We start from the raw sequence: 13,063 nt of genomic DNA, 5'->3' as shown, positions 1-13,063 counted from the left end.
TTAAACCTTCTTATTGCCTAATAGGCATAATGATATACAAATAACCCTCCTTACCCTTAGGCATTAAAACACAAGGGGAATCGGGGGTAATTATTTTTAAGAGGCCTTCTTCTGCCCCCAAAGCGCTTAATCCATCAAGCAAATAACGATAATTCAACAACATTTCATTATTTTCTCCATCAATTTTTCCTAGAACTTCCCCTGTGTGTTCACCCAACTGACTATTCATTGAAGAAAAAGACACCCTTTGATCATTACCGGCAAAAACTTTGACAGCCACACCATTAATACCGGTGTTGGAAAAAATACTGGCCGCTTTTATTCTTTTAATCCATTCGGAAACACTAAATTCCACCGTAGTTTTAAAATTGGTGGGAATAATTTGGCGATAATCAGGATACTGCCCCTCAACCAATCTTGAAGTTATCTCCACCGGCCCGTAAGAAAACATAATTTGATTATCCGCCACCACCATTTCCACAGGAGGATTCTCTTCCAAATCTTCATGAAAAACAGAAACCACTCTTAACACTTCCTGTAAAGCCTTGGCGGGAATAATTATTTTTTTATTTTCTTTGCCATATTTTTCATTCACCACCATTTTTATTTCCTTTTCTGCCAAACGATAACTATCAGTAGAAGCACACACCACATATCCTGCCTTATTTTCCGGATTAAAATTAAACAAAACACCGCAAAGTTCCGGCCTGGCTTCATTTCTTGAAACAGCAAACAAAACTTGTTGAGAAATCTTTTTAAAATCTTCAATCAAAACCCCAAAAATGTTTTCTTTTTCCACTACAGGTACCAAAGGAAACTCAGTAGCCACCGCGCCTTTAATTAAGGTTTTGTCTCCATCAACAGTATTAACCACCAATCCATTTTCTTTTGACTCCACATCTACCTTGCCTAAAGAAGCCACGGAAAGATACTCATTAAAAAGATTGGCTGGTACGGTGTATTCTCCATCTTCTTCTATTTTAGCCCTAACCTTACAATTAATAGCCATCTCCAAATTAGTGGTGATTAATTGTAATTCTTTGTTTTCAATTTTTAAAAGAACATTATTTAAAATAGGTAAAGAATTGTTCTTTACCGTAATATGGCTTACTATCTGCAAAGCTTGGGATAAGTTTTCTTGTGTACAAGAGAATTTCATATATTCTTTAATATAATATATATAAATACAATAATAATAATAAGGCTTGGGGAAAAGTGGAGAACTTTTGAAAAAAGGCTAGAGAAAGCAGGAAAAGAGCTAAAAGTTATTCGCGTGGGGTGTTAATTGTGCTGTGGATGAAAAGGATGTTTTGCACACCCCTTTTCTTTGCCTGTTAATTGTTGTGGAAAAAATTGGCGGTTATCCGCAGGGTTTTACCAGAGAATTTAACAATAAATAGAGGGGTTAATCCACAGGAATTACACAGAATAGAGTCTTTGGCGGATTTGATTGATCTCTTCTTTGGTTTTAAAATTGGCAGCAATTTCTCGTTCTATTTTTTTGCAAGCATGCATTGCTGTGGTGTGGTCGCGTCCGCCTAATTCTGTACCAATGCCCGGATAAGATGTTTTAAGTTCTTCACGCATTAAATACATTACAATTTGACGGGGAAAGGCTAGTCTCTTGTCTCTTTTACTGCTTAAAATCTCTTCTATTCTAATATCATAAAATTCCGCTGTAGTTTGCAAAATATGTTTGGGTGTGACGACTTTTTGAGAGGCAGTGTTGGCTAAAGAAGCAATTAAAGCCCTTACCCCGGCTTCGTCCGGAACATCATTTTTTAATTGAAAATAAGCGTGGATTTTGTTTAAAGCACCTTCCAGTTCACGGACATTGTTTTGAATTAAAGAGGCAATGACGGAAAGTATTTTTTTTTCTAATCCAAAGCCTTTTTCCTGGCATTTTTGCTCTAAAATAGCCATTCTAGTCTCAAAATCAGGAGAGGCAATATCGGCGATCATACCCATTTCAAAGCGAGAACGCAAGCGATCTTCTAACAAGGGAATAGCCTTGGGTGGTCTGTCAGAGGTAATAACTACTTGTCTTTCTAGTTGGTGAAGTGTGTTAAAGGTGTGGAAAAAAGCTTCCTGAGTTTCTTGTTTGCCGGAAATGAACTGAATATCGTCAATTAAGAGCAAATCAGCATTGCGATAGGTATCTTGGAAGGCTTTGGCATTGCCCGAACGGATAGAGTGAATAAATTCATTGGTAAATTTTTCCGAAGTAACATAAACTACTTTTCTAACCTTGCTTTCACGTAAAAGTTGATTGCCAATGGCTTGGACAAGGTGGGTTTTACCTAATCCCGAGCCACCATAGATAAATAGGGGGTTATAAGCCTTGCCCGGTTGGTTGGCTACTGCTTGGGCCGCGGCATGAGCCAATTCGTTGCCTTTGCCAACCACAAAGCTGGGAAAGGTGTGGCGTGGATTTAAGCCAAAAACATTAGCCGAATCGCCGGCAGACTCCATTTTAACAGAAATTTGGCTAATTTTAGCCGTTTCTTGTGGAGCTAAAAAAGGGGCCGGTTGAGTGGTAATGGTTTTTTTAATTTCAATTTTGTAGGTTAAAGAGCGTAAAGGCAGACCGCTGATTTTTTCTATTAGTTTAACTAAGGTAGGATGGAAACGTTTTTCCAAGTAGGTCTTATAAAAATGACTGGGAACGCAAATAATTGCTTCTTCGTTTTCAAAACTGCCTAAAAAGGTGTTTTTAAACCAGGTGACAAAATTGGCGCGGCTAACTGAAAGCTCCAGTTCGGCTAAAACCGCCTCCCAGATTTGTTGTGGCGACATAATGTTGTGCAAAGAGTGGATAAATTCAAGACCTAACTGCTAAAAGGATTTAAAAAGTCATTTTTGCGCTTAAATTTTGCATTTATCGTTGTCAGTATACCATGTGGATAAAGTTTAGCAAACCACTCAAAAATGTCAAAAAGTTATCAGATTGTGCAAACCCTGTGGATAACTGGTTTTAAGGTAAATTATAATTTGTTGATAAACTGATAAAAGTTGTTAAAAATTAGCTAAACTTAGCTTAAAAAAAGCAAAATAAGGATTAAAAATTTGGCTTTTGGCGATTTTGTGGTATGTTAATAAGTGTTAATTTAAATGAGAATACGGGATAAGCAATTTGTAAAAGAAAACCTTCGCGCAGGGTGAGCGGGCAGGGTTCGAACGAGCAAAGCGAGTGAGAGAGTGAACCCGAGCGAGAGCGCAAATTTCCCGCTGGGAAATTTGATAGCGTGTTTTCTGGCAAATTGCTTATCCCGTATGTAACAAAAACTATGCCTAAAAGAACATACCAGCCTAATAAATTGCACAGGAAAAAAGCCCATGGCTTTCTTAAAAGAATGTCTACTAAGGGCGGTAAAAAGGTTTTGGCTAGCCGCCGCGCTAAGGGCCGCACAAGAGTAGCCTTGTAAATCGGTAGAAAAATCTTTAGCGGAGTAAACCAGAAAGACTATGCTTAAACCGCAAAATCGTTTAAAAGCTGACCGAGATTTTAAAAAAGTTTTAAAGATCGGTCGCTTTTTTAATAGTAAAGAATTAAGAATAAAAGCGGCCAACAATGATTTAACAGAAAGCCGTTTTGGTTTTGTAATTGGCACAGCTATTGATAAAAGAGCGGTAGTGCGGAATAGAATTAAAAGACAAGCGCGAGAAGCGGTAAGGTTGCTGTTTAAGGAAGATTTGATTGTTCCTAGTTTGGATGTGGTGATTTTATTAGGTCGCGGTTTAAAAGATTTGCCTTTTACAGAAATACAAAAAAAGATTATGGAGGGTTTGCAAAAATTAAGAGTTATAAAAGTATGATTGGTGAGGCCCTGCACAATGCCGTGATGCTGCCCCGCTTTGCAATTTTAAAATTGATTCGTTTTTACCAAAAAAATTTTTCGCCCGATCATAGCAAATTCAGCGCCTTGCACCCTTACGGTTTTTGTCGTTTTAATCCAACTTGTTCGGAATATGGTTATCAGGCCATAGAAAAATATGGTCTGGTGCGGGGCGTGGTTAAAGCCACTTGGCGGATTATCCGTTGCCATCCCTGGAGCCGCGGAGGCTTTGATCCGGTAAAATAAATTTTATTTAAAATTAAAATCTCCCATCACCGGGAGATTTTAATTGTTTTAATGTTGCTCTTGGCGCCCTTGGTAATCTCTATCTGCGATTTGGAAACACCGTATTCACCACTGAGAAATTCTATGAGTTTGGCATTGGCCTTGCCTTCTAAGGCGGGAGCTGTAATTTTAATTTTTAATATGCCATCAGCCAAGGTGCCACAGATTTCATTTTTTTTGGCGTTGGGTTGAACTTTTATTTTAATGAGCATGGTCATGTTTGCAAGATTCCCCGTGTACATGTTTATGCTCGTCAGCCTTTTTTGGCAAGACCGGATCGCCCAAAGTAACCTCTTTAAGTAAATGCAAAACCTTGCGATTTAAAAGTGACACGGCAATAAAATTTTGAATCTCCGGATCGGTAAGGCGTTCTTCAATTTTATTATTTTCTTTATACATCTCTTTTACCCTGTTCATTTCTTGTTCCAATTCTTCCGGCGTCACCGCCACCTTTTCTTCTTTGGCAATTTGTCTTAAAATTAAAGCTGTTTTGGCTCTTTCTTCCGCGCCCTTGGTAAAGTCTTGGGCAATTTCTTCCTCGGTTTTTTTAATATTTTTTAAGTAATCTTCAAAGGAAAGTCCTTGTTGTTCCAAGCCTTGTTTTAATTCGGCAAACATTTTTTGTTTTTCCTCATCAATTAAAATTTCCGGAATTTCATTAAACTCCGTTTGTTTAACAACGGTTTGCAAAAGTTCTATTTCCACTCTCTGTTCTTCTTTTTGAATGGCTTCGGCTTCCAAATTTTCTTTAATCACTCTTTTTAAATCTTCCGCAGAATTTTGTCCCAAACCTTTAGCCATTTCTTCATTTAACTCTGCCAAGACGCGCTCGTAAACGCCTTTTACGTTTACTTTGAAATCCGCTTTTTTGCCGGCCAAGGTTTTATTGTAAAAAGCCTCGGGAAAATCATGTTTGAATTCTAATACATCACCTTGTTTGGCGCCGATTAGTTTGTCAGCTAATCCCGGCAGATAAAAATCTTCATCTAAATAGATGGAATAATTTTTGCTTTGTCCTCCTTCTACTGGAATTTTATCTAAACTAATATCCATGTCCACTATCATTTTGTCAGCTTTGGCGGCAGGGCGTTCCACAATTGTTTCCTTGGCTTGCATTTTTCGCAGGTCATTAACAACTTTGTTGATTTCTTCTTCTGTGGCGGTTTTGGTTTGGCGCGCCAGTTTTATTTTTTTCCAATCAGCCAATTTAATTTTTGGCAAAATGGAAACAGTGGCTTTAAAAATGAAAGGATTATTAGGAGCCATTTTTTCCATATGGATTTGAGGCGCGCCAACAGTTTCCAAGTCTTTTTCTTTTAAAGCTTGAAAAAAAGATTGTTTTAACATTTTTTCCGAGGCGACTTCTAAAATTTTCATCTCGCCAAAATGTTTTTGCACCACTTCCATTGGTGCTTTGCCCGGACGAAAACCTTGAATAGAATTGGCGTTGGATAATTGCTGGGCCGCCCAGGTTAAATAAGGTTTGACTTCTTCCAAAGACAGTTCAACGATTAGTTCTTTTTGTGATTTGGGCAGATCTTTGATAGTGATTTGCATAAAATAATGTTTTTGTAAATAAAAGTAGTTTAAGAATAAAACAAAAACACCTCTCTGTCAAGGAGAAGTGTTTTTAGGAGAAAAGGTTTACACCTTTTTGGGCATGATTTTAAACATACCGGTGCTACAAACTGGGCAAGTACCTTTCATGGCAGGTCTGGTACCTCCGCCCTTGGCTGGCATGGTGACTTCTTTAGGGTCATTCATTTCTCTTTTGGCTTTGCATTTGACGCAATAAGCATCCATAGTTTTAAAATTATGCTTTAAGCGTATATTCGCTTTTAAGCGTTAATTATATTAAGAATTAGCGGTTTTTTAAGACCTGTGTATATTATAGCACATTTTAGCTTAAAATGCAATAGGGCAACAATCTAAGCTGTAAAAAATGAGTTTAAATAAAAAAAACTCCGACCGAAGCCGGAGTGTTGAGGTTGTTGAAAAGATACTATTGTCCAGGGGTTTTCAGGTCTGTTAAGTATTGCCAAACCTGATTGAACTTGCGGATGTACTTGGTTCCTTCTTTGGGCAAGGTCATGGTACGTCCGGAAACGAGCCAACGGTAAGCTCTGGGCGCTCCTCCGTTGTAGCTCAGCGCTAGATATTCGCCCACTTGGCGCGAGTCAACCAAAAAGGCCGCCTGCTTTTCCGTTGTGCGCCAGCCCTTATGACTAAAGAGGAAGTTTAGGTCCTCATTGGCCAAAAGAAACTGCGCAATGAGAGCGCTGGGGTGTTGAGCACTGCCTTGGAAAAAATCCTTGGGCAGAAGGCCGAGGTAACGTCTGTGCAAGGATTTCCAGGTTATCTGCATGAACTGGCCAATGCCACGCGCTCCTACTCCCGAGACAGAGTAGCGGTAGGCCTTTTCCTGGTTGGCGCCAAGGGTTAAGGCCACGCGATAGATCTCTTCTTCCAGTTGGTCATCCTCAAGCTCCTCGTTGCTGAAGTGCTCAATCAAGACCAGTGTTAGAATGACCTTGGTGAGGATGCGTTTGATTTCTGTCACGCCTTCCTTCTCAATCTTGGTTCGCGCTGTGGCAAGGCCTGTGTTGAGATACTGCCACCCTAAGGTGACCAGCTCCGGGAACTTCTCACGCAGTTCCTTGGAGTAAGGCGTGTAGATGGCCCTTTCCAGTTTCAGACCCTGAGAGGTTCTGATCTGGAGCGGGAACTGAATTCCAATCACCAGTTGTCCCGGAGGCGAGGAAACGTCGTATTCCGAGTCCACGCCATCGCGCGAAAGAAGACGGATGGCATATCCCTTGACCGAAGACTTGCCCTCGGAAGAGATTTCCACCACCTTGATCATGCCGTCATCAGCATCCATGGAAGCCAGGAGGACGGACCGTCCGCAGAAACGGGAAATTTTTTTGTCAGTGCATTTCCTGTTTTTGCCCTTGCCAGTACAAACCCGAATGATCTTCTTACAGTATTTGGCCTCTGCCTGCTGTCCGCTGGAGAGCAGGTTTTTGGCCACGCAGATGCGCTCCATGATATCAATCTTCTGCTTGGGGATGGCCGGATTGCGTCGGCACTTCTTGGCCGCCTTGGGTGCTGTTGCCGGCGCTTTTTTTTGCTGAGCCTTCTTTTCCGGCGTCAGCTTTTTTCCACCCTGCTGAACCGGCGCAACTTCAACTTTGGTTGGCTCTTCGGCCAGCAAGTTGCCGGTAGCAAAGAGCCATCCAATGATTAGCAATGCCGAGGCGTTCAGGCTAATCTTTTTCAATTTAAACCTCTATTTAAGAAGGGTTAAAGTCAAAGAACAACGCTTAACTATAGCACATTTAAGCGGTTTTGTCAAGCCCACCCTTAATTCTGTGTTCAATATAGTGGCGCTCCCTTAAGGGGTGTTTTAATCCCATTTCATCCCTAAACTTCGTGTTGTTATTTTTTAGTTAATTTTATATAATCAATTTAGAACTAATTTTAAGACTAATATGGTTAAAGATATTAAAGAAAAAAAGTTTGAAGTAAAATGGGATGAGAATCTTAAAATAATGAGGGTTAAAATTATTGGTAATCAAATAGGTGAGGATGCCGATGCCATGTTTAAGGCCATTGTAGAACAAAGCACTTTTGTTTTTCAGAAAGATTTGGAGCCGGTAAAAATTTTAATTGATATTAGTAAAGCCGGAAAGATGGACAGAGAAGCCATAGAGATTCATTCCAAATATTTTAAATTTTTTAAAATTGGTAAAGTCGCTTTTCTTGGCGCTGACTTTTTTAGAAAAACCATAGTCGCTTCCATCTACACTTTGGCCGGGCATAAAGATTATAAATTTTTTGATGAGGAAAAAAAAGCCGTAGAATGGTTGACTGCCTAGAATGGATTTAACTTTTGTAAATCAAAACCGCCCCTTGTTGAAGTGGGGGCGGTTTTAAATTGTCCTTTTGCTTTTTACTTAATCAACCAACCTACAATGAGTAAAGAAACAATGTTTAAAATTTTAATCATTGGATTGATGGCTGGGCCGGCAGTGTCTTTATAGGGATCGCCAACAGTATCACCGGTGACAGCGGCACTGTGAGCAAAACTACCTTTGCCGCCAAAATTTCCCGCTTCAATATATTTTTTAGCGTTGTCCCAAGCCGCACCACCAGAAGTCATGGAGATAGCCACAAAAATTCCTGTCACAATAGAACCCACCAAGAGGCCGCCCAAGGCTACCGGGCCTAAGAGCCAGCCAACTAAAATTGGGGCTACTACGGGAATTAGGGCTGGTACAATCATGGCGCGCAAAGCTCCTTTGGTGACAATGTCCACGGCTTTGCCATAATCCGGTTTGGCTGTACCTTCCATCAAACCGGAGATCTCTCTAAACTGGCGGCGCACTTCCTCCACTACTTTGGTGGCTACTTTACCCACGGATTCCATCGCCATAGAACCAAATAAATAAGGAAGAAGTCCACCAATAAACAAGCCCACTAAGACTCGGGTATCACTTAAAGAAAAATTTAAATTGATGCCGCGATTAGCAAATTCTTGAGTGTAAGCGGCAAACATAACCATCGCGGCTAAGCCGGCCGAAGCAATGGCATAACCTTTAGTGACGGCTTTGGTAGTGTTGCCTACGGCATCCAATGGATCGGTAACAGCGCGAACAGATTCCGGAAGATTAGCCATTTCAGCAATACCACCGGCGTTGTCTGTGATAGGGCCATAAGCATCAATGGTGACAATAATGCCGGTTAAAGACAACATGCTCATAGCGGCAATGGCAATGCCATACAAGCCGGCATAAGAGTAGGCTAACAAAATGGCGCTCACAATAAAGATAACTGGCCAAGCCGTGGATTTCATGGAAACAGCGAGTCCGGCAATTACATTGGTGCCATGTCCGCCTTCGGAAGCTTTGGCAATAGAACGCACCGGTTTGTTTTTGGTAGAGGTGTAATAATCGGTAATCCAAACCATTAAAATGGTTAAGGCCAAACCAACCAAAGCGGCGCCATACAAATTTTGGTTTAATTCAAGGTCTTTGGTTGCCCATTTGGTTAATGGATAAAAGATAATGGCGGATAAAACAGTGGCCACACCCAAACCTTTATACAAAGCATTCATGATGTTTTTGCTTTTGCCCAGCTTAATAAAATAGATGCCGACAATAGCGGTGACAATAGAAGCGGCGCCAATAATTAAAGGATAGAACACCAAATTGGTAGCGGTGGGGAAAAGTAAATGACCTAAGAGCATGGCGGCTACGGCGGTGACGGCGTAAGTTTCAAAAAGATCAGCGGCCATACCGGCGCAATCGCCAACATTATCACCCACATTATCGGCAATTACTGCGGGGTTGCGCGGATCATCTTCTGGAATGCCTTTTTCCACTTTGCCAACCAAATCGGCGCCCACATCAGCGGCTTTGGTAAAAATACCTCCACCCAAGCGGGCAAAGACAGAAATTAAACTGCCTCCAAAACTTAATCCAATCAAAGCATTTAAATCTTTAGTAATGGCATAAAAACCAGCCACACCAAGTAAGCCCAAACCAACAACTAAAATACCGGTGACAGAGCCACCCTTAACAGCTAAGGCCAAGGCCGGTTCCAAACCATCTTTGGCCGCTTCGGCAGTGCGCACATTGGATTTTACGGAAACGCTCATACCAATGTAGCCAGCCAGCGCAGAAAGGAAAGCGCCGACGGAAAAACCTAAAGCAATTTTTAAATTTAAAAATAACCAGAGCAAGATAAAAACAATTAAACCAATCCAAGCAATGGTGCGAGTTTGCCTGTTTAAGTAAGCTTTGGCACCTTCTTGGATAGCTTTGGCAATAGCATTCATGCGTTCATCACCAGTAGGTTTTTGGTTGATGGTATAAACCATAAACACGCCATAGGCAATGGCCAGAACGGCAGCCAAAAGAGAAAGCAATAATGCGGTAGGCATAAAAATGAGTTATGAATTAAGAATAAAAAATGTTGAAAGTTCTGTAAGTATTTGTTTTGGGCCGGCAACTGCAAAGAATTATAGCAAAATTGAATTGGTTTTGGCAAGGTGATTATTGGTTTGTTAAAAAAAGAAAGAGCCCGTTATGAGCTCTTATGGATAAAAGGATTTCTATAATAAGAAGTTGTTCTTAGCATGGAAAAGGATAGCAGACAAAGGAAAAAGATGTCTGCAAAAAAGAACGAAAAAGGACAAGTCGTTGAATTGTACAAAGAACACAAGGAAGATGAAAAGCTGGGCAGGGCTCAAGGAGAAATGAACAACGCCTCGGTAGAGGCTTGGGGGATTAAAGGTGCCCGCGCGGTAGCACAAACGAACCCCGCGAATCAACCGAAAGGCCATAGGCCTTGAGACCACTATGCCGCGAGAAGCGGCCTTACGACTTCTTGCCGAACCCTGCCCAGCTGAAAAGGAAAAATTAAAGAATTTCACTCTTTCAGCTAAGCAGAATTTGGCTTTTGTTTATTTGTAAGGTTCATCTTCATTATCATTATACAATTTTTAAAAAATAGTAGCAAGTTAGTTGGGGGAAAAGATGTGGATAATTAGGAGATTGAATGAAGGGCGTTTTTTGGGCTAGAATTAGAGAAAAATGGCTAAATAAGAGTTTGATGCTGAACATGGAGTTGACAAAGTTCTTGAAATATGGTAAGTTGGCGAGTCCGCAAAATGCGGAAATGCTCTTTGAAATATTTCAATAAAAAGTTTTTTGTTATAGGTGAAATAGTCAGTTTGGTATGGTTTACTTTACTGACTTCGGGAATATAAAAACCGCAGGAAAGGGGAAAGAAATGGCTGGTAATGAAGAAAGACCGGGGATTCTTGGTCGTTTAAGGAAAGCCGTTGATCAGGCCATTCACGTTGAAGATGAAGACCTGATGCCTCCGGGTTCACCATCTGGATCTGGTGCCGCTGGCCCAAATATGTCCTCTGTAGCGGCGATTCCGCACGTCGTGGTCAGCCCTACTTCGGCTCAACCTTCTGATAGTCCGCTGTACAGAGAATTCTCTCGTAAGCTTTCCGAGCAAAAGGATGCCATGGCTGCCTTTCAGCAGTCCTGGGACATTCTTGAGGCGGTGAGCAATCCAAGAGAGAGACTGGCAGCGGCTTTGAAGATGTTGAAGACGCAAGGCTACAAGCCTTCCGATGTTGCGCAGGCAATTGATGCGCGTGTTGCGCTACTCAATGCCGAGGCAACGCGAGTGCGTGAGCGGGGTTTGCCTGCTCGTCGTGATGAAGCCAAGAATCTTCGTCAGCAGTCTGGGTCGTATGATGGTCAACAGGAAAAGATCCGTGGCCAGATTGGCGACCTAGAAAGGCAGATTGAAGACCTCAGGAGTAAGCAACGTCAGCTCACGACCGATGCTGAGCGTATTGAGGAGCAGGTGGCGGCCATTGAGGCCGATCTGTCTCAGGTGCTCGAACGTATGACCCAAGAGCTTCAGGCCCAAAAGGCCCAGTTCCTCGGTGTCTAGTTGATCCATTTTTCATAAACAGTTCAATAACAAAGGAAGAGGTGAGAACATGGACAATGGCAGCAATCTGGGCAAGCCCCCGTCTTTCTGGCAGAAGCCAGAAGGATGGCTCGGTTTGATCACGATGGTCGGTCTCGGAGTGGGAGCAGTGTTCTTCCTGAGCTGGCTGGCTCCCTTCCTGGTCAATGCCGTTTACGCGGTGATTGCCGGCGGATCCCTTCTGGCCATTGCCTGGCTGGCAATGAACCCGAAGGTCCGCAATCTGGTCAGCTTCCTGTTCAAGGTGATCATGAAGAAGCTGACTGGACTTGTGGTGGAGCTTGACCCCATCGCCATCATGGAAGGCCATGTGGACAAGATGGAAGGCCAGCTCGCCAACATGGAACAGGGCATCAAGAAGCTCAGCGGCCAGTCGGAGCACATCCGCCGGATTTCTCAGCAGAACCGCGCGGAGACCCGCGAAGCAATCGCCATGTTTAGACAGGCGATGAAGGAGGGCAAGCAGGAGCTCAAGGCTCTCAATGCCCGCAAGTTTGATCGACTGCAAAAGCAGTTCGCCATGTACGTGGAGCTGTTCAAGCAGCTTGAGCGTGCTCGCGTGGCCCTGGAGAAGCTGGACAAGATCTTCAAGGTGCAGATTGAGGACAAGAAGCACCAGATCAAGATTTCCACGGAAGAATGGGAAGCCAGCAAGGCCGCACGTTCGGCTCTGGCCAGTGCGCGTGCCATTCTTTCGGGTGCTTCTTCCGGTGAGCTCTATGACCAGGCGCTGGAGTTCATTCAGCGTTCCTGGGACCAGAACCTCGCCGACATTTCCACCCTCTCGGACCTGTCTGATCAGCTGGTGAGTTCTCTTGAGGCGCAGGACAACATGCGCGTGGAGCAGCTCACCACGGCCATCGACAATTACGAGAAGCAGTTCAATGCCGCTGGTTCCAACACTGCCGCGCTGGAGATCGCCGGTCCGGACATGGACAGGATCACCGAGCTCGAGCAGTCCATGGATCTTCCGGACGCGCATCTCCTCAGCGGGGACGCTCCGGAAGAGCCGGTGCTGCTGCCGAAGTCCCCGCGGGCTTCTGGCGACAGGGGTTCGGACGAGTTTTCGGTGTTGGATCAGTACAGCAAGTAAAGTATCCAGGGTTGCTGCTCTCTCAGGGTGAGGGAGCAGTTAACCCCGGATCGGACAAGGAGAAGAAGAGATCATGGCGAGCGGACGTCCCCTCAAGCCCGTGGTGCGGTTGTTCATCCTGGTGCTCATCGCGGCCGGCCTCTACGGCGGCTACCTCGGTGCCCAGAAGATGGGCTGGATCGGCAAGGTCAACAAGGAGGACCCCGTCAAGGTCGAGGAGGTCAAGGCGGCGGTGGCGGAGCAGAAGCTCCCCGTCCTGACCGTGTGCGTCAACACGTGGGGCGGCTACGCCGCGGGACCCTTCTACAATGGCGGGTTCCAGGCGACCGCG

General features: G+C 43.4%; 13 protein-coding genes and 1 pseudogene (1 of these 14 running past the window's edge). 7 read left to right on the top strand and 7 right to left on the bottom strand.

Features of this window, described 5'->3' with window-relative positions; genetic code table 11:
- Positions 1–10: 10 nt before the first annotated feature.
- Both A2294_01390 and A2294_01385 read right to left on the bottom strand, forming a co-directional pair.
- Positions 11–1,159, bottom strand: a complete 1,149-nt coding sequence (locus tag A2294_01390; protein OGH85398.1) for a DNA polymerase III subunit beta — start codon at positions 1,157–1,159, stop codon at positions 11–13.
- Positions 1,160–1,419: 260 nt separating this feature from the next.
- On the bottom strand, positions 1,420–2,799 hold the full coding sequence (locus A2294_01385) for a hypothetical protein (protein ID OGH85414.1): 1,380 nt from the start codon (positions 2,797–2,799) through the stop codon (positions 1,420–1,422).
- Between the two features lie 488 nt (positions 2,800–3,287).
- Here A2294_01385 and A2294_01380 point away from each other — a divergent pair, with 488 nt between their 5' ends.
- Genes A2294_01380 through A2294_01370 form a run of 3 tightly spaced genes read left to right on the top strand, consistent with a single transcriptional unit; the run spans position 3,288 to position 4,082 of the window.
- Complete coding sequence (locus tag A2294_01380; GenBank protein ID OGH85397.1) at positions 3,288–3,425, top strand: 50S ribosomal protein L34; 138 nt, start codon at positions 3,288–3,290, stop codon at positions 3,423–3,425.
- 40 nt (positions 3,426–3,465) lie between these two features.
- Positions 3,466–3,816: a ribonuclease P protein component gene (locus tag A2294_01375; GenBank protein ID OGH85396.1), complete on the top strand. Its 351-nt coding sequence runs from the start codon at positions 3,466–3,468 to the stop codon at positions 3,814–3,816.
- 26 nt (positions 3,817–3,842) lie between these two features.
- Complete coding sequence (locus tag A2294_01370) at positions 3,843–4,082, top strand: membrane protein insertion efficiency factor YidD (GenBank protein ID OGH85413.1); 240 nt, start codon at positions 3,843–3,845, stop codon at positions 4,080–4,082.
- 26 nt (positions 4,083–4,108) lie between these two features.
- Here A2294_01370 and A2294_01365 read toward each other — a convergent pair whose 3' ends face one another.
- The 3 genes from A2294_01365 to A2294_01355 all read right to left on the bottom strand — a co-directional run bounded on the left by A2294_01365 (position 4,109) and on the right by A2294_01355 (position 7,401).
- On the bottom strand, positions 4,109–4,363 hold the full coding sequence (locus tag A2294_01365; GenBank protein OGH85395.1) for a YggU family protein: 255 nt from the start codon (positions 4,361–4,363) through the stop codon (positions 4,109–4,111).
- Positions 4,323–5,678 carry a trigger factor gene (locus A2294_01360; GenBank protein OGH85394.1) on the bottom strand — a complete coding sequence of 452 codons (1,356 nt, stop codon included), beginning with the start codon at positions 5,676–5,678 and terminating at the stop codon, positions 4,323–4,325. The genes A2294_01365 and A2294_01360 overlap by 41 nt, the downstream gene beginning before the upstream one ends.
- A gap of 445 nt (positions 5,679–6,123) precedes the next feature.
- Positions 6,124–7,401, bottom strand: a complete 1,278-nt coding sequence (locus A2294_01355; protein OGH85393.1) for a hypothetical protein — start codon at positions 7,399–7,401, stop codon at positions 6,124–6,126.
- Positions 7,402–7,612: 211 nt separating this feature from the next.
- On the opposite strand from A2294_01355, the gene A2294_01350 reads away from it, so the two are divergent.
- On the top strand, positions 7,613–7,999 hold the full coding sequence (locus tag A2294_01350; GenBank protein OGH85392.1) for a hypothetical protein: 387 nt from the start codon (positions 7,613–7,615) through the stop codon (positions 7,997–7,999).
- 74 nt (positions 8,000–8,073) lie between these two features.
- On the opposite strand, the gene hppA is transcribed toward A2294_01350, so the two are convergent.
- On the bottom strand, positions 8,074–10,065 hold the full coding sequence (gene hppA, locus A2294_01345; protein ID OGH85391.1) for a sodium-translocating pyrophosphatase: 1,992 nt from the start codon (positions 10,063–10,065) through the stop codon (positions 8,074–8,076).
- Positions 10,066–10,260: 195 nt separating this feature from the next.
- On the opposite strand from hppA, the gene A2294_01340 reads away from it, so the two are divergent.
- From A2294_01340 to A2294_01330, 3 genes are all read left to right on the top strand, one after another.
- A complete protein-coding gene (locus A2294_01340; protein OGH85390.1) occupies positions 10,261–10,476 on the top strand; it encodes a hypothetical protein in 216 nt (71 codons plus the stop codon).
- A gap of 386 nt (positions 10,477–10,862) precedes the next feature.
- Positions 10,863–11,600, top strand: a complete 738-nt coding sequence (locus tag A2294_01335; protein ID OGH85389.1) for a hypothetical protein — start codon at positions 10,863–10,865, stop codon at positions 11,598–11,600.
- Between the two features lie 49 nt (positions 11,601–11,649).
- A complete protein-coding gene (locus A2294_01330) occupies positions 11,650–12,732 on the top strand; it encodes a hypothetical protein (protein ID OGH85388.1) in 1,083 nt (360 codons plus the stop codon).
- Positions 12,733–13,035: 303 nt separating this feature from the next.
- Here the strand turns inward: A2294_01330 and A2294_01325 are convergent.
- Positions 13,036–13,063 (bottom strand): annotated as a pseudogene (locus A2294_01325) (hypothetical protein); it runs 1,370 nt beyond the window's last position.

The organism is Candidatus Magasanikbacteria bacterium RIFOXYB2_FULL_38_10, assembly GCA_001783145.1.
Classification (GTDB): Bacteria; Patescibacteriota; Patescibacteriia; order Magasanikbacterales; family UBA10003; genus GWC2-40-17.
This window is presented reverse-complemented; position numbering and strand designations above follow the sequence as displayed.